General features: G+C 73.2%; 20 protein-coding genes. 15 read left to right on the top strand and 5 right to left on the bottom strand.

Translation table 11 applies throughout. The annotated features are described in order from the left end of the window. Positions 1–87: 87 nt before the first annotated feature. The 5 genes from FHG89_RS12415 (at position 88) to FHG89_RS12395 (ending at position 4,244) form a co-directional block, all read left to right on the top strand. The gene (locus tag FHG89_RS12415; protein ID WP_139584538.1) at positions 88–1,125 is read left to right on the top strand and encodes a zinc-dependent alcohol dehydrogenase; all 1,038 of its coding nucleotides are present in this window, start codon (positions 88–90) and stop codon (positions 1,123–1,125) included. Then, complete coding sequence (locus FHG89_RS12410; RefSeq protein ID WP_139584537.1) at positions 1,126–1,947, top strand: sugar phosphate isomerase/epimerase family protein; 822 nt, start codon at positions 1,126–1,128, stop codon at positions 1,945–1,947. It begins immediately after the preceding gene. Between the two features lie 38 nt (positions 1,948–1,985). Further along, positions 1,986–3,320: an MGH1-like glycoside hydrolase domain-containing protein gene (locus tag FHG89_RS12405; protein WP_139584595.1), complete on the top strand. Its 1,335-nt coding sequence runs from the start codon at positions 1,986–1,988 to the stop codon at positions 3,318–3,320. A gap of 56 nt (positions 3,321–3,376) precedes the next feature. Further along, on the top strand, positions 3,377–3,775 hold the full coding sequence (locus FHG89_RS12400; protein ID WP_139584536.1) for an NUDIX hydrolase: 399 nt from the start codon (positions 3,377–3,379) through the stop codon (positions 3,773–3,775). Positions 3,776–3,836: 61 nt separating this feature from the next. Next, complete coding sequence (locus tag FHG89_RS12395) at positions 3,837–4,244, top strand: DUF2267 domain-containing protein (protein WP_167517396.1); 408 nt, start codon at positions 3,837–3,839, stop codon at positions 4,242–4,244. Positions 4,245–4,325: 81 nt separating this feature from the next. On the opposite strand, the gene FHG89_RS12390 is transcribed toward FHG89_RS12395, so the two are convergent. Further along, a complete protein-coding gene (locus FHG89_RS12390; protein WP_139584534.1) occupies positions 4,326–4,658 on the bottom strand; it encodes a hypothetical protein in 333 nt (110 codons plus the stop codon). Between the two features lie 210 nt (positions 4,659–4,868). On the opposite strand from FHG89_RS12390, the gene FHG89_RS12385 reads away from it, so the two are divergent. Genes FHG89_RS12385 through FHG89_RS12375 form a run of 3 tightly spaced genes read left to right on the top strand, consistent with a single transcriptional unit; the run spans position 4,869 to position 6,255 of the window. Beyond that, positions 4,869–5,636, top strand: coding sequence for a DUF5753 domain-containing protein (locus FHG89_RS12385; protein WP_139584533.1), 768 nt, complete (start codon positions 4,869–4,871; stop codon positions 5,634–5,636). Then, the gene (locus tag FHG89_RS12380; protein ID WP_139584532.1) at positions 5,627–5,818 is read left to right on the top strand and encodes a DUF397 domain-containing protein; all 192 of its coding nucleotides are present in this window, start codon (positions 5,627–5,629) and stop codon (positions 5,816–5,818) included. Before FHG89_RS12385 ends, FHG89_RS12380 begins: the two co-directional genes overlap by 10 nt. 20 nt (positions 5,819–5,838) lie before the next feature. Next, entirely contained in the window at positions 5,839–6,255 is a 417-nt protein-coding gene (locus FHG89_RS12375; protein ID WP_139584531.1) for an NUDIX hydrolase, read from the top strand. A gap of 83 nt (positions 6,256–6,338) precedes the next feature. On the opposite strand, the gene FHG89_RS12370 is transcribed toward FHG89_RS12375, so the two are convergent. Together FHG89_RS12370 and FHG89_RS12365 are read right to left on the bottom strand one after the other, a co-directional pair. Then, positions 6,339–7,577, bottom strand: coding sequence for a hypothetical protein (locus FHG89_RS12370; protein ID WP_139584530.1), 1,239 nt, complete (start codon positions 7,575–7,577; stop codon positions 6,339–6,341). A gap of 26 nt (positions 7,578–7,603) precedes the next feature. Continuing rightward, positions 7,604–8,119 (bottom strand): NUDIX hydrolase, encoded by a 516-nt coding sequence (locus FHG89_RS12365; protein ID WP_139584529.1) that lies wholly within the window; start codon positions 8,117–8,119, stop codon positions 7,604–7,606. Between the two features lie 63 nt (positions 8,120–8,182). On the opposite strand from FHG89_RS12365, the gene FHG89_RS12360 reads away from it, so the two are divergent. After that, entirely contained in the window at positions 8,183–8,674 is a 492-nt protein-coding gene (locus FHG89_RS12360; RefSeq protein ID WP_139584528.1) for a type II toxin-antitoxin system PemK/MazF family toxin, read from the top strand. Between the two features lie 7 nt (positions 8,675–8,681). Here the strand turns inward: FHG89_RS12360 and FHG89_RS12355 are convergent, their stop codons facing one another. Beyond that, positions 8,682–9,332, bottom strand: a complete 651-nt coding sequence (locus FHG89_RS12355; protein WP_139584527.1) for a flavodoxin family protein — start codon at positions 9,330–9,332, stop codon at positions 8,682–8,684. Between the two features lie 199 nt (positions 9,333–9,531). Between FHG89_RS12355 and FHG89_RS12350 the strand changes: the two genes are divergently transcribed. Further along, the gene (locus tag FHG89_RS12350; RefSeq protein ID WP_139584526.1) at positions 9,532–10,521 is read left to right on the top strand and encodes a phosphotransferase; all 990 of its coding nucleotides are present in this window, start codon (positions 9,532–9,534) and stop codon (positions 10,519–10,521) included. Between the two features lie 18 nt (positions 10,522–10,539). Here the strand turns inward: FHG89_RS12350 and FHG89_RS12345 are convergent, their stop codons facing one another. Beyond that, positions 10,540–11,190, bottom strand: a complete 651-nt coding sequence (locus FHG89_RS12345) for a GGDEF domain-containing protein (RefSeq protein ID WP_139584594.1) — start codon at positions 11,188–11,190, stop codon at positions 10,540–10,542. A 265-nt stretch (positions 11,191–11,455) separates the two neighbouring features. On the opposite strand from FHG89_RS12345, the gene FHG89_RS12340 reads away from it, so the two are divergent. The 5 genes from FHG89_RS12340 to FHG89_RS12320 form a co-directional block, all read left to right on the top strand. Further along, on the top strand, positions 11,456–11,695 hold the full coding sequence (locus FHG89_RS12340; protein WP_139584525.1) for a DUF397 domain-containing protein: 240 nt from the start codon (positions 11,456–11,458) through the stop codon (positions 11,693–11,695). 126 nt (positions 11,696–11,821) lie between these two features. After that, a complete protein-coding gene (locus FHG89_RS12335; RefSeq protein WP_139584524.1) occupies positions 11,822–12,709 on the top strand; it encodes a helix-turn-helix domain-containing protein in 888 nt (295 codons plus the stop codon). Positions 12,710–12,839: 130 nt separating this feature from the next. Next, positions 12,840–13,883 (top strand): LacI family DNA-binding transcriptional regulator, encoded by a 1,044-nt coding sequence (locus tag FHG89_RS12330; RefSeq protein WP_244295394.1) that lies wholly within the window; start codon positions 12,840–12,842, stop codon positions 13,881–13,883. A 2-nt stretch (positions 13,884–13,885) separates the two neighbouring features. Continuing rightward, complete coding sequence (locus tag FHG89_RS12325) at positions 13,886–14,080, top strand: hypothetical protein (RefSeq protein WP_208760943.1); 195 nt, start codon at positions 13,886–13,888, stop codon at positions 14,078–14,080. Between the two features lie 93 nt (positions 14,081–14,173). Further along, a partial coding sequence (locus FHG89_RS12320) for a serine/threonine-protein kinase (RefSeq protein ID WP_139584522.1) occupies positions 14,174–14,988 on the top strand: 815 nt, incomplete at its 3' end.

Genomic DNA, 14,988 nt, shown 5'->3' with positions numbered 1-14,988 from the left:
CGGTATCCAACACCTTCGATAGATCAATGACAAGACATATAGCGATTTTTTGCTATCCTGGAGCCCAGTGCTACCGGGATGTGACACATGGGCAACTGGGTGGTCTCTCTCGCCGGGCCTCGACGGATCAGCCTCGAGCCCTGCCCCCCGGATCCGCTCGGCCCCGGCCAGGTCCGCGTCCGCACCTGCTACTCGGGCATCTCCGCCGGCACCGAGCTGACCCTCTACCGCGGCAGCAACCCCCGACTCAGCAAGGACTGGGACGACACCGCCCGGATGTTCGTCCCCCGACAGACCCCGGTGCCCTACCCGCTCGTCGGCTTCGGTTACGAGGAGGTCGGCGAGGTCGTCGAGGTGTCGCCGGAGGTCACCGACCGGCACCCGGGGCAGCTCGTGTGGGGCATCTGGGGGCACCGGGCCGAGGCGGTGCTCGCCGCCGACGCGGTCCGTCCGCTCCCCGCCGGGCTGGACCCGCTCGCCGCCGTCTTCGCCCGGCCCGGCGCCATCGCGCTGACCGCCGTGCTCGCCGGCGACCTGCACCTGGGTGACTGGGTCGGCGTCTTCGGGCAGGGCGTCATCGGTCTGCTCGCCACCCGGCTCACCGTGCTCTCCGGCGCCCGGGTGGTCGCCGTCGACCGGGTGCCCGACCGGCTGGAGCACGCCGCCCGCTACGGCGCGTGGAGCACCGTGGACGCCGCCGCCGAGTCGGCCGCCGCCGTGCTGCGTCGTGCCACCGGCGGCCGGGGCGCGGACGTCTGCCTGGAGCTGTCCGGCGCGTACCCGGCCCTGCACGAGGCCATCCGCTCGACCGCCCACGCCGGTCGGGTCGTGGCCGCCGGCTTCTACCAGGGCCAGGCCGACGCGCTCGGCCTCGGCGAGGAGTTCCACCACAACCGCATCCAGTTGGTGGCCGCCCAGGTCTCCGGCCCCACCCCCGCGCCGAGCATGGCCGGCCGGTGGACCGGAGAACGGGTGGCGCAGACCTTCATGGACCTGGTGGCTGAGCGCAGCGTCGACCCGTTGCCGCTGGTCAGCCACATCGTCGACGCCAGCGCGGTCGCCGACGCCCTCGCGCTGCTCGACCGCGGCGCCGGTGACGTCCTCCAAGTGGTGTTGAGGTTCTAGATGACCACCATCGCGCTGGCCTGCCAGGAACAACTCCTGCCGGGCACCAACCTGATCCAGAAGTACGCCCTCGCGTCCGCCCTCGGCTACCAGGGCATCGAACTGCGCGGACGAGGCGACCTCGCGTTCGCCCGCCGCCTGCCGGAGCTGCGCCGGGCCCGCGCCGCCGGGGTGGTGATGCCCACCGTCTGCGTCGAGATGGACCACTTCATCGGCGACTTCGACCCGGCCCGGTCCGCCGACGCCGTCCGCAACCTGCGCTCCCAGCTCTCGGTCATCGCCGAGCTGGGCGGCGTCGGGGCGATGACCCCGGCCGCGTGGGGCATGTTCTCCCGGCGGCTGCCGCCGTTCGAGCCGCCCCGCCCGCCGGCCGGCGACCGGCAGGTCCTCCTCGACGCCCTGGGCGAGCTGGGCGAACACGCCCGGGCCGAGGGGGTCACCCTCTTCCTCGAACCCCTCAACCGGTACGAGGACCACATGGTCAACCGCCTCGACGAGGCGGTCGCCCTGTGCGCGGCGCTCGCGCTGCCCTCGGTGCGGGTGGTCGCCGACACCTTCCACATGAACATCGAGGAGGACGACGTGCACCGGGCGCTGCGCGCCGCCGCGCCGTACCTCGGGCACGTGCAGGTCAGCGACTCCAACCGGTACCAGCCCGGTGCCGGGCACCTGGACTGGCCGGCGCTGATGCGGACCCTGCTGGAGCTGGACTACCAGGGCTGGTTGGCCCTGGAGTGCCGGTTGCGCGGCGACCCGGTCCGCGCCCTGCAACAGGCCGCCACGGTGCTGCGGCACGCGCTGCCCCGGCGGGCCGCCGCGTGAGCGCCGAGGCCGGGCCGACACACGTCGGCGGGACCGCCGTGGCCCGTACCGGTGGCCCCGCCGACCTGGGCGGGCTGCGTCGACTCGCCGTCGACACGCTCGACGCCAACTGGGAGCACGACCACACCGTGCCGTCGCGCACCCTCTACCCGCACCAGTGGAGCTGGGACTCCGCGTTCATCGCGATCGGCCTGGCCCAGATCCGCCCCGAGCGGGCATGGCGGGAGCTGACCAGCCTGTTCCGGGCGCAGTGGGCCGACGGGCGGGTGCCGCACATCGTGTTCAACCCGGCGCTGCGCGTCGGCGCGTACTTTCCTGGGCCGGAGCTGTGGGGCTCGGCGAACGCCGAGGGAGCGCCGGCCGTGCACACCTCAGGTCTGGTCCAGCCGCCGGTGCACGCGCTCGCCGCGTTGCTGGCGTACCGGCGGGCGCCCGGGCGGGCCGGCCTGGCCGCGTTGCGTCGGCTCCACCCGGCGCTTGTCGCCCAGCAGCGCTACCTGGCGAAGCGGCGGGACGTGGCAGGCGACGGGCTGGTCTGCGTCGTGCATCCGTGGGAGTCCGGACTGGACAACAGCCCGGCCTGGGACGAGCCGATGGCGGCGGTTCCTGCCGAGGCGGCCGTCATGCGCGCGTACCGTCGGCACGACACCGCGCACGCCGACGCCGCGCACCGCCCCACGGACCTGGACTACGCGCGGTACCTGGCGATCGTCGCCGCCTACCGGGACTGCGGCTACACCGACCGGGGCCTCGCCGAGGGCCACCCGTTCCTGGTGGAGTGCCCGCTGTTCAACGCGGCGTACGGCGCGGCCGAACACGCCCTCGCCGAGATCGCCGCGCTGATCGGCGCCGACCCCGGGCCGCACCGGGTCCGCGCGGCCCGGATCACCGACGCCCTGGTCCGCCGGCTGTACGACCCGGACACCGGTACGTTCCAACCCCGCGACCTGCGCACCGACCGGCTGCTCGGCGCGCGGACCGTGCTGGGGCTGACGCCGCTGATCCTGCCCGACCTGCCGGCGCGGCACGCCGACGCGCTCGTCGTCGAGGCGACGTCGGCGCGCTTCGGGGTCGCCCGGCGGATGGACCGCCCGCTGCCCAGCCACGACCGCACCGCACCGGAATTCGAGCCGCTGCGCTACTGGCGAGGGCCGAGCTGGCTGAACATCGGCTGGCTGGTACGCCGGGGGCTCGCCGCGCACGGGCGTCCGGACCTCGCGGCCGGGCTGCGCGAATCGATGATCGGCCTCGTCGCCGACGCCGGATGCCACGAGTACTTCCACCCGGACACCGGCGCGGGGCTGGGCTCCCCGGCGTTCGGGTGGACCGCCGCGCTGCTGCTCGACCTGCTGGCCGACGGGCCGGCGCGCTGAGCGGCCCCGCCGCAAGTGGTAGCGTGCCCGCCCAAAACGGTCCGGGGAGGGGCGGCGTGGCGGAGATCGACAAGGTGGCCTGGATTCTCGTGCGGGACGGGCTGGTGCTCAGCACCCGCTCCCGGGGCAAGGACGTGTGGTACCTGCCAGGCGGCAAGCGCGAGCCGGGGGAGACCGACCTGGAGACCCTGCGTCGGGAGATCGACGAGGAGTTGAGCGTCGCGGTGGACGTGCGCGACGCGGTGCACCTGGGCACGTTCACCGCCCAGGCGCACGGGCACGCGGCCGGCACCACCGTCCGGATGACCTGCTACCGGGCCGGGTACGAGGGACGCCTGCGGCCCGCCGCCGAGATCGCCGAGATGGCCTGGCTGGGATACGCGGACCGGCACCGGACCTCCCCGGTCGACCAGGTCATCTTCGCGCACCTGCGGGCGGCGGGCCTGCTGCGCTGACCGCCGTTTGCCGAGCGCGTGCCCGGGTAAGCGCGGGACCCGTGGCGGACAGGAGGGCGGCGTGCGGTTCCCCCGCTTCATCGACGCGGTGTCCCGGCGCTCCGGGTTGCCGACCGAGCAGGCTGCCGTGGTGGCGCGTGCCGTTCTCCAGACGATGGCCGAACGGGTCACCGGCGGCGGGAACCACGACCCCGCCGGGCAGCTCCCGGACGAACTGGACCCCTACCTGCGCGGCCCGGACCGTGCGCCTGCTGCGTCGGCTGCCACCGCCGGGCCGGCGGAGTTCCTGCGACGGGTCGCCGATCGGGCGGGCGTCGACGAGGCGACCGCCCGGGCCGGCACCGGCGCCGTGTTCGCGACGCTGCGCGAGGCCGTCACGGTGCGCGAGTTCCGGCAGATGGTGGACGCCCTGGCCCGTGACCAGGACGGTGGCGTGACCCCCGCCGTCCCGCCGTCCGTCGGGGAGTGAACGCGCGCAGGACTCCCCGTCCGGTCATCGGGCCGATGCCCAGCCGGTGAACCGTTCGAGCAGGTCGGCCGACGCTGCCGGTCACACCGCCACCCGCCGGGGTACGACTGGTCGGCGGCCCCGCGGGACGGGGGTACCCGCCAACCGGTGCGCGCCGGCGGGCATCAGGAACAGCTCCCGTCGGGCCACCGCGTCCCCGTTGCGCCCCAGCTCGTAGCACTCGATCCAGACCCAACCGTGGTAGGTGTGCCGCTCGGCCAGCACCCGGATCACGCGGACCGTGATCGCCCGGGCGAACTGCGGGCTCGCCTCCCGGGTCAGGCGCAGCACCTCGCCGGACCGGATCATCCGTGCCTCCACCTCGACGGTCGGCCTCGCCAGCGTCGCGTCGGGCGTCTTCGGTGTGTCCGGCATGGATTCCCCTCGCATCCTGTTGGGAAGGGGGGCCCGGCCTCGGTGCTCGCCGTCGGGTCGGCCGGGCCCCCCGCTACGAACGCGCTCGGCGGGCTTCGTCGCCTCCACCGCTCACGCCGTCACCAACACCCTGCCGAGGGTTGCCTGACAATCACACAGCGTTAGATGATTTCTTCGGAACGCTCCATTGGCTCCCGAAGGGACGCAGGCATGAACCATGCATTCGTCGCGGCGCTCGCCGAGGCCTCCGAGACCGCCGAGAGCCTGGCCGGTCGCATGGGGATCCACCCGAAGACCGTCGCCCGCTGGGCAAACCCGGGACGCGTCCCGCAGACCCGCCACCGCGCCGAGGTGGCAAAGATCCTCCACAAGGACGTGGCGGACCTGTGGCCGGACGTCTTCAACCGCCGCGAGCCGGTCTGGTTCAGGCCATGGGTCGACATCGAACGCGAGGCGGTCGCGCTACGCGCGTTCCAACTCGCCTGGGTGCCGGGCCTGCTCCAGACCGAGGCGTACGCCCGCGCCACGTTTCGAGGTCAGCCACTAGCGCCCGACGAGGTGGACGAATTGGTGGCAGCGCGCATCGATCGGCAAACAATTTTGACCCGTGAGCGGGGGCCGCTCTTCGTCGCGGTGCTGGATGAAGGGATCATTCGCCGGCCAGCCGCCGGAGACCGGGCCCTCATGGCCGAGCAACTGGCTCATCTCGTGGGCTGCGCCAACCTACCCAGCGTCCAACTCCACCTCGTACCGCACGACACCGCCACCTATCCAGGACTCGACGGGCCGTTCACGCTCGCCGAGTTGCCCGACGGCACGCGTGTGGCACATGTGGACAGTCAGGCGCGCGCGCAAATCCTCGACCAGCCATCCGACATTGCTACCCTGGAGCGGCGCTGGGAGCGCATCCGAGGCGAGGCCCTTCCCCGAGGTCGATCCCTGGAACTTCTCGAAGAGGCGGCGAGATCATGGACGTGACCGGCGCGCGGTGGCGCAAGAGCACCAAGAGTGGTGGCAACGGCGGTGACTGCGTCGAGGTTGCCGACAATCTGCCCGGCGTCGTCCTGGTCCGTGACACGAAGAACCGCGACGACGGCACCCTGGCGTTCGCCCCGAGGTCCTGGCGGGCGTTCGTCACCCAGATCGCCGTGCGCTCCTAAAGCGTCTCTGGCCTGGCGCAGTGGCCACCTACGAGGTCGCGCTCGTGCTGCTTGTCGATCCGTCGGGCGCGGTGCTGATGCAGCACCGCGACGAGGACGCACCGGTCTCGCCGAGCCAGTGGAGCCTGCCGGGCGGCCACGTTGAGCCTGGTGAGACGCCCGAGGAGGCAGCCCGTCGCGAGCTGCTGGAAGAGACCGGTCTGACGGCGGACGTCCTGCGTCCGCTCTGGAGTGGTCCGCGTCCGTACGAGGCCGGATTCCCGCACACCGTGACGGTGCACGTGTTTCAGGGCACCACGACGGCCCGCCAGGTGGACGTGGTCCTCGGCGAGGGCCAGGCTGTGGTGTTCGTTCCTCGGGGCGAGGTACTTGACCGTGAGTTGGCAGTCTCCTCCGCGATGGTCCTGTCGTCGTATCTGCGGGGCGCGGCCCGGTGATCGACTCCGTATCGGCGATGTGGCGGTGTCCGCGTGGCCCGGATACCGCCACATGGCCGACGTTGAGTTGATCATGCGGGCGGCTATGCGTCGGCGTCGGGTAGTTCCTCGGGCTCGGCGATCCAGGCGGAGAAGACCGGCACGCCGTGCCACGGTCCGGTGGTCCCGTCGGAGCGCCGGTCGGTGGCGACGGCGACCACCGCGTACGGGTGGCCGAAGCGCAGTTCGGCGGTGCGGCGGACACCCTCCGGCGGCAGGCTCGTCAGCCCGAACATGCCGGTGACGGCCGCCGCCTCGAAGCCGTACCGCCCGAACCGCGCCATCGCCACCTGCCGCGCCTCGAAGCTCCGTACCGGCAGGGCCAGTGCCTTTGCCAGGGTCGCCGACGCGGCGGCGAAGCCGAGCGCCGGCCCGGTCAGGTCGTGTTCGCTGCGTGCCGACCAGCAGGGCAGCACGGCCGTGTGCCGTTCCTCGCGGCCGTCGCGGGCGCGGGTCCGTACCCTCTCCTCGCGCACCGTCCAGAGGGGAGCGTCACCGAGCGGCAGGTCGAACAGCGAGCGGTGACCGGCCGGTTGCGCGCCGTCGGCCGCGCCGGCGCTGATCCGGTACGCGGCGGCCAGCACATCGGCCGCCGGCACCTGCGGCGCGGCGGCCACCGAGAGGACGACCAGGCCGCCGCCGTCGTCCACCTGGGCCGACGCGGCGTGCGTGATCACCTCGCCGGCCTCCGGGGTCGTCGCGATGGCGCATCGGTGACCGTGGTCCGGGGTGCGCAGCGCGCGGCGCAGCCGGCGTGCCCAGGGGCTGTCCGCTCCGAACGCGCGGGCGTCGGCGACGTCGAACGGCTCGGCCCAGGAGATGCGGGTGGCCAGGGCGCTGGCGAGGGCCAGCACCACGTCCGGCCCGACGTTCAGCGGGAACCGCTCGATCAGGCCGAGCGTGTGCTCGCGCGCCCAGGCGTCCAACCCGGCCTGGTCTGGCAGCGCGCCGACCTCGGTCGTCGTGGGCAGGGCGGCCCGCCAGTCGGCCGGTCCGCCGTCACCCTGACCGGGCCGGTGCCACAGCGCGGTGGCGGACGCGACAAGCGGGTGCGGCGCGTCGAGCAGCGCGCGGGCCGTCGCGGCGGCGCTGGCCAGGTCGGTGCCCAGGGCGTCGGTGAGCGCCTCGGCGAGGGGGCGGTCGGCCCGGTCGGGTCCGGTCGCGGCGGCCAGCGCGAGCAGCAGCCAGGCTCCGAGCGGCGAGGCGACGTGGTGCCGGTCGCCGATCGTGGTGTGCAACCGCGCGGCGTACGCGGCCAGCGGCCCGTGCAGGTCGGTCGTCATGCCTCCACTCTGCCCGCCGGCCGGCTTCACGACCACAGCTCGAAGGGCTCGTCGATCTCCTCTCCGGCCAGGAAGCCGCTGATCAGCCGGGGGAGTTGGCCGGGGTAGAAGCGTTCCGGACTGGCCACCACCTCCGGCAGCGGCCACCAGCGGAAGCCGAAGTAGTCCTCCAGTTCGTAGTCGAGCCGGTGCGCCTCGTCCACGTCCGGGCCGGGGCCCCTCAGTCGTACCGTGACGACAACCTCGTCCTGGACGTGCCGCACCTGCCGGTGCAGGAAACTGGCCCGTCGCCGCCAGGTCGGCTCGCCGATCTGGTCGGCGGGGACGACGAGGCCCGTCTCCTCGCGCAGCTCCCGCACGGCCGTGTCGCGGTAGGTCTCCCCGGCGTCCATACCGCCGCCGGGCAGCTCCCACCAGGTGCCCAGCCGGGGATGGTCCGGGTCGCGGGTGTGGAACAGCAGTATCCGGTCGGTGTCGTCGAGGACCACCACCCGCACGGCACGCCGTTCGAGGATCGGCAGGTCGTCGGGCAGCTCGCTCATCGGGCCAGTCTGCCGCAGCACCGCCCGCGCCGGTGCGCCGCCGTGGCCGGTAGGCTGCCCGCCGTGGCTGGACTGTTGAGGAACGTGGCGGCGCGCATCTCCCGGGTCGGCGCGGTGATCCCGTCACCCCGTCGTACCGGGCCGGGTCCGGCGCAGGTGGCCCGCCGTCGCCAGGTGAGCGCCCTGCAGCGGCGGGAGCTGACGTACGCCCCGGAGCGGGACGGCCAGGCCGACCCCGGCGAGATCGTCTGGACCTGGGTGCCGTACGAGGACGACCCTCGGCAGGGCAAGGACCGGCCGGTGCTGGTGGTCGGGCGGCACAGCCGGACGCTGTTCGGGTTGATGCTGTCCAGCCAGAGCGAACGGGACGGGCAGCGGCACTGGTTGGCGCTGGGCCCCGGCGAGTGGGACCGGGACAACCGGCCGAGCTGGGTACGGCTCGACCGGGTGCTCACCATGCGCGAGGACAGCATCCGCCGCGAGGGTGCCATCCTGGACCGGCCCCGGTTCGAGCGGGTCGGGCAGGCCCTGCGCGCCGGCTACGGCTGGCGCTGACCCTCCGTCAGGCCGGTTCGCGGCTCGGGCCGACCGCGGCGCCGCGCGCGTCCGGCGGCGGGTACGGCTGTTCGGCGAGCAGCCGTGCCAGGTGCGCGCTGTTGAGGGCGAGGGCCTTCGTCGTACGGCCGGTGGTCTCGTCCTTCGGGCCGGCGTCGCGGTAGTCCACCTTGTGCAGTGCTTCGCCGACCCAGTAGGTCGCTCCGGCGGCGGGGCAGGTGAAGCCCACCTCGTTGAGCGCCTGCTGCACCTGGCCGATGGTGTGGTGTGCGCCGTCCTCGTTGCCCACGACGGCGACGCCTGCCACCTTGTCGTAGGTCAGGAGTCGACCCTCGGCGTCGGTCTCGGAGAGTTCGGCGTCGAGGCGTTCGAGGACCATCTTGCAGACGCTGGACGGCTGACCGAGCCAGATCGGCGTGGCGATGACGAGGATCTGGGCGGCCAGCAGTTTGGCGCGGATCGCGGGCCAGCCGTCGCCGTGCCCCTCGTCGGTGGACACCCCGAAGCGCACATCGTGGTCGACGACCCGGACCATTTCGCCGTCCACGCCCTGGTTGGCCAGCTCGGTCAGGACCTCCCGGCCGAGCTGTTCGGCGCTGGACGGGGCCGGTGACGGCTTGAGGGTGCAGTTGAGTACGAGGGCGCGGATGCTCGCCACGTCTGTTCCTCTCTGGCCGTCGTGCGGGCTGACCGTCACCCCATACCCGGCCGCCGGCCCGAATCACCCGGACCGGCCTGACCAACGGGCACCGCACGCAACAGGAGAAAAGCGGCAAACGTCGCCCTTGTGTCGCTGCCACCCCGCACCGAGCGGTTATTCGGTGGGACGGCCATCCACCCGGTGGCAGGGTGTGCGCATGTCTCCCGAGGTGGCCGACTGGGTCCGTACCGACTTCGGCCTCGACGTGACCACGATGGACGCCGTCACCCACGGCGCCGACCAGTACGCCCAACTGTGGCGGGCGCGAGCCGTCGACGGAGCCCGGTACGCCGTCAAACTCAGCGGGGGCGGCACCTCGGCAGGGTTGGTCGTGGCCGCGTACCTCGTCGGGCAGGGGGTGCCGGGCATTCCCGCGCCGCTGCGTACCCGGAGCGGGCGGTTGTGGGCCGACCGCGACGGCCGCCGCCTCACGGTGGTGCCGTGGGTCTCCGACACCCGGGCGCTCGACGGTCCGATGACCGCTGCGCACTGGCGCTCGTACGGCGAGGTGCTGGCGGCGGTGCACGGCGTACCGGTCACCGACGAGCTGGCGCGGCTGCTGCCGCGCGGCGGGTCCGCGTACCCCCGGATCGTTGCCGCGACCCGGGCGGTGGCGCGACGGCTGCGCGACCCGGCACCGGATCCGGTGGCCGCCGAACTGGCGGCGGTCTGGTCGGCGGCGGCCGACCAGGTGTCCCTCCTGACCCGCTCGGTCGAACGCCTCGCCGCCGACCAGCGGCCGGGGACGCCTGTGGTCTGCCACGGCGATCCGCACCTGGGCAACCTGCTGCTCGGCCCGGACGGTCAGGTCTGGCTGATCGACTGGGACGACGCGGTGCTCGCCCTACCCGAGTGCGACCTGATGTTCGTCACCGGTGGGGTGCTCGCCTTCGCGCCGGTCACCGCCGAGCAGCGGAAGGCGGTGCTCGCCGGCTACGGCGGGACCGACGTGGATCCGACGCGGCTGGCCTGGTTCCTCGCGGTCCGCGCGCTCGACGATCTCAGCGACTGGACCCGCCAGGCCCTGGATCCGGGCGCTGACGAGGCCGAGCGGGCCTTCGCGGGCCGGATCGTGCGGGGACTGGTGTCGGCGGACGGCCTCGTCACCCTCGCCGAGGTGGCGCTGGGCGACCTCGACCGGCGGTGACCGCGCCGCTCTGGTGGCTCAGTGCTCGGCCAGCGGGACGCTGTCGACGAGCTGCCGGGGTGAACGGGCGCCGCCGAGGCTCTTCGCCTGGTACATGGCCGCGTCGGCGCGACTGAGCGCGTCGGTGAGCTGAGCCGGGCCGGTCACCGGCGCGAGCCCGACGGAGGCGGTCACCCGCACGCTGCATCCGGCCAGCCGGATCGGCGCGGCGACGGTCTCGCTGAGCCGTCGCGTGGCGTGGTCGATCCACCGCCGGTCGATGGTGGGGCTGGCGAGCAGCCCGGCGAACTCGTCCCCGCCCAGGCGGGCGACCAGGTTGTCGCCAGCGAACCCGGCCAGCCGCTCGGCCACGCTGATCAACACCTGGTCGCCGGCGGCGTGACCGTACCGGTCGTTGATCTGCTTGAAGTCGTCCAGGTCGAGCACGACGGCGATCAGCGGCTCCCCGGCCGCGTCGGTGAGCAGGGCGGCCGCGAGGCGGTAGAAGGCGCGCCGGTTGGGCAGGCCGGTCAGCGGGTCGTGGCTGGCCGCGTGCCGCTCGGCGGCCAGCTCGGCCTGGAGGTGCCCGATCTCGGCCTCGGCGCGCACCGCCCTGCGACGCAACTGCCAGGAGGAGAGCAGCGCACCCGCCGCGCAGATGCCGGAGGCGACACTCATCGGATCCGGCAGGAGCCCTCCCATCAGCGCGACCGCCTCCAGTCTCCGGCCGACGCGGCGCACACCATGCCGGGCCCGTTTCCCCTGGTGGTTGCCCAGCCCAGGGTTACTCAACGTGAACGGATGCGCACCATTCACGTGCGTTATCATGCTCGCCGTCCGGTGCAGATGCAATAGCAGATGCACGTGCAGAATCGTCCGACGTCGCTACCGCACCCCTCGCCGTCACCGCTCCTCCCACGGGCACCGGCGGGCTCGTGAGCAGAAAGACTTCCTCATGCAGCAGCCACCGAATGGTGTGCCGATCCATCAGTTGCCCCCGTTGACCTGGCAGAAGAGTCGTCGCAGCAACCCCAGCGGCAACTGTGTCGAACTCGCCGAACTGCCCGGGGGAGCCGGCATCGCGGTCCGCAACTCCCGACATCCGGAGGGACCGGCGCTGATCTACACAGTGGACGAGATCGCCGCGTTCGTGCTCGGCGCGCGGGACGGCGACTTCGACCATCTGATCAACTGACCGCCCCTCCCGGGCCGATCCGAATCACCGGTCCGGAGGAGTTCACCTCACTGTCGGTCCATGGCATGCTTACACGTCGGTCGGGCCGGGTTCCCGTCCGCGAGGTCGGTATCCGGAGGTCCGCACGTGACGATGGTTCCCGCCGAGGGAGGCCCGACAACCGGGCCCACCGTGCTGCGCATGCTGCTCGGCTCCCAACTGCGCCGGCTGCGGGAGTCCAGCGGGGTGACCCGGGAGGGCGCCGGCTGGGAGATCAGATCCTCCGAATCCAAGATCAGTCGGATGGAGTTGGGCCGCGTCGGCTTCAAGGAACGCGACGTGGCCGACCTGCTCACCCTCTACGGCGTCACCGACGAGGGTGAGCGCGAGGCGCTGCTCAAGCTCGCGCGGGACGCCAACAGCCCCGGCTGGTGGCACCGCTACGGCGACGTGCTGCCCAGCTGGTTCCAGTCGTATCTGGGCCTGGAGGCGGCGGCCGCGCTGATCCGTAGCTACGAGGTGCAGTTCGTCCCCGGGCTGTTGCAGACCCGGGAGTACGCTCGCGCGGTCGTCCTGCTCGGGCACGGCACCGCCGGCTCCGCCGAGATCGACAGGCGGGTCTCGCTGCGGATGCAGCGCCAACAGTTGCTGCACCGGGACAGGCCGCCGCAGCTCTGGGCCGTGGTGGACGAGGCGGCACTGCGTCGTCCGATCGGCGGTGCCGAGGTGATGCGTGGCCAGCTCACCGCGCTCATCGAGGCGACCAAGTCACCGCACATCCGCCTCCAGGTCATCCCGTTCGCCGCCGGAGGGCACGCCGCGGCCGGTGGCGCCTTCACCATCCTGCGCTTCGGTGACCAGGAACTGCCCGACATCGTCTACATCGAACAGTTGACAAGCGCGATCTACCTGGACAAGCGCGACGACCTGGAGTATTACGCGGTCGCGATGGAACGGCTCTGCGTCGAGGCCGAGCCGCCGGAGCGTACGCCGGAGATCCTCGGGCGGCTGCTGGAGGAGCACTACCAGGCGTGACCCCTGCCCGCGGCGCCGTAACGTTCGCGGGCCTGTCGTATTGACCGCCGCCGACCCGTCGAGCTAGTCTCTGTATCGATACAGTCTGAATCGATACAGAGGGGTGCCGGTGAAGCCAACACTGCAAGCCGTGGCGGACGCCGTCGGCGTCTCCCGCAGCACCGTGTCCAACGCGTACAGCCGTCCCGACCAGCTCTCCGCCGCCCTGCGCGAGCGGATCCTGGACGCCGCCCGCCAGCTCGGCTACCCCGGCCCCAACCCCACCGCGCGATCCCTGCGGCGTGGCTTCGTCGGCTCGATCGGGGTGCTGTTCACCTCACAACTCTCGTACGCCTTCACCGACCCGTTCGCGGTCCGCTTCCTCGCCGGCGTGGGCGAGGCCGCCGAGCGGCACGGCACCAGCATGCTGCTCGTGCCGCTGCCCCAGGCGCAGACCGACGCCCGGCGGGCGGTGGAGAACGCCGCAGTCGACGGCTTCTGCGTCTACTGCGTGGCCGACGAGGAATGGGCGCTTGACGTCATCCGGGCGCGCGGCCTGCCGTACGTCAGCACCGCCCCCCGCGACGACGCCGGCGCGGACGAACGGTTCGTCGGCATCGACGAGCGGGCCGCGGCGTACAGCGCCGCCGCGCACGTGGCCGGTCTCGGTCACCGCCGGGTGGCCCTGCTCGCCGACGCGGTGCTGCCCGACGCGCCGGCCGGGCCGCTCACCCTCTCCGGCCCCCAGGAGGTGTGGCATCCGACGACCCGGGGCCGGCTCACCGGCTTCGCCGACGCGTTCGCCGAGGTCGGCGTCGACTGGGCCGGGCTGACGCTGCTCAACGCCCCGGGCAACAGCCGGCGGGCCGCGGCCGCCGCCGTGGCCGGGCTGTTCGACGGGCCAGCCCCGCCGACCGCCGTGCTGGCCGGCTCCGACGTGCTCGCCCTCGGCGTGCTGGACGTCCTGGCCCAGCGGTCCGACGGCCCAGTCCCGCCGGTGTCGGTGACCGGCTTCGACGACGTCCCCGAAGCAGCGGCGGCCGGCCTCACCACCGTCCGGCAACCGGCGAAGGAGAAGGGCCGCATCGCCGCCGAACTGCTGCTCGACCCACCCGCGGACGCCGCGGCCAACCACGTCCTGCTGCCCACCGCACTCGTCGTCCGGACCTCCACCGGACCTGTCCCGAGGAGCTGACCATGGAATACCCGACCGGATACGTCACCGCTCTCGACGCCATGAGCCGACACGTCAACTCGGCCCGCCCGGACGCCCCCGTCCAGGTCGAGCGCGCCCGCCGGCCGCTGCTCGCCCCGACCCGGCAGGCGACCGCCGTCGCCCTACGCCGGCTCGCCGACCGGATCCAGCCCCGACCGCTGCCCCGCTGCTCCTGACCACCGCCCATTTGGGCACGAGCGGGACGACCGGTGCCGGCCCGGGCACGCAGGGTGGTCGAGCGGCAACTCGCCAGGCAGACTGGTGAAGCCATGTCACCCTTCACGCCCACCCTCCGTCTCCACGACCGCTACGTACTGCACGAGCGGATCGGTCTCGGTGGCATGTCCGAGGTGTGGCGGGCCGACGACGAGGTGCTCGGCCGGCCGGTCGCCATCAAGGTGCTCGCCGGGCAACTCGCCGCCGACCCGCAACTGCGGGCCACCATCCAACGCGAGGCCCGCGCCGCCGCCCGGCTGACCCACCCCCACGTCACCCAGGTGTACGACTACGCCGAGGCGACCCTCGCCGGCGGCGTCGTCGTCCCGTACCTGGTCATGGAGCTGGTCGACGGGCACAACCTGGCCGACCGGCTGCGCACCGGCCCGCTGCCCTGGCCCGAGGCGGTCCGGGTGGCCGGGCAGATCGCCGCCGCGCTCGCCGCCGCGCACCGCATCGGGGTGGTGCACCGGGACGTGAAGCCGGGCAACGTCATGCTCACCGACACCGGGGCCAAGGTGCTGGACTTCGGCATCGCAGCGCTCGGCGGTCTCGACAGCCAGTCCGGCGAGCCGCTGATGGGCACCCCCGCCTACTTCGCCCCGGAACGCCTCAGCGCCGGCCCACCAGACCCGGCAAGCGACGTGTACGCCCTCGGCGCGCTGCTCTACCGCACCCTCACCGGGCAGGCGCCGCTGCCCGTGCGGAGCTGGGAAGACGCCCTCGACGTGCACCGGCGGGGCACGCCGGTGCCGCCGCTGCGGGTGGCCGGCCTGCCCGCCGACATCGCCGAGCTGACCCTCGCCTGCCTCGCCGCCGACCCGGCCCACCGCCCGTCCGCCGCGCACCTGGCCATCCGCTTCGGGGC

The sequence above is a fragment of the Micromonospora orduensis genome, assembly GCF_006228125.1.
Classification (GTDB): domain Bacteria; phylum Actinomycetota; class Actinomycetes; order Mycobacteriales; family Micromonosporaceae; genus Micromonospora; species Micromonospora orduensis.
The sequence above is the reverse complement of the archived record's forward strand: the minus strand, read 5'-3'. Positions and strand labels throughout refer to the sequence as shown.

Excerpts from the sequence above, each read along its gene's own strand:
- FHG89_RS12365 (WP_139584529.1), bottom strand. The coding sequence starts at position 8,119 with ATGAGCGAGCTGCCCGACGACCTGCCGATCCTCGAACGGCGTGCCGTG.
- FHG89_RS12390 (WP_139584534.1), bottom strand. The coding sequence starts at position 4,658 with ATGCCGGACACACCGAAGACGCCCGACGCGACGCTGGCGAGGCCGACC.
- FHG89_RS12410 (WP_139584537.1), top strand. The coding sequence starts at position 1,126 with ATGACCACCATCGCGCTGGCCTGCCAGGAACAACTCCTGCCGGGCACC.
- FHG89_RS12325 (WP_208760943.1), top strand. The coding sequence starts at position 13,886 with ATGGAATACCCGACCGGATACGTCACCGCTCTCGACGCCATGAGCCGA.
- FHG89_RS12370 (WP_139584530.1), bottom strand. The coding sequence starts at position 7,577 with ATGACGACCGACCTGCACGGGCCGCTGGCCGCGTACGCCGCGCGGTTG.
- FHG89_RS12415 (WP_139584538.1), top strand. The coding sequence starts at position 88 with ATGGGCAACTGGGTGGTCTCTCTCGCCGGGCCTCGACGGATCAGCCTC.
- FHG89_RS12340 (WP_139584525.1), top strand. The coding sequence starts at position 11,456 with ATGCAGCAGCCACCGAATGGTGTGCCGATCCATCAGTTGCCCCCGTTG.
- FHG89_RS12350 (WP_139584526.1), top strand. The coding sequence starts at position 9,532 with ATGTCTCCCGAGGTGGCCGACTGGGTCCGTACCGACTTCGGCCTCGAC.
- FHG89_RS12385 (WP_139584533.1), top strand. The coding sequence starts at position 4,869 with ATGAACCATGCATTCGTCGCGGCGCTCGCCGAGGCCTCCGAGACCGCC.
- FHG89_RS12380 (WP_139584532.1), top strand. The coding sequence starts at position 5,627 with ATGGACGTGACCGGCGCGCGGTGGCGCAAGAGCACCAAGAGTGGTGGC.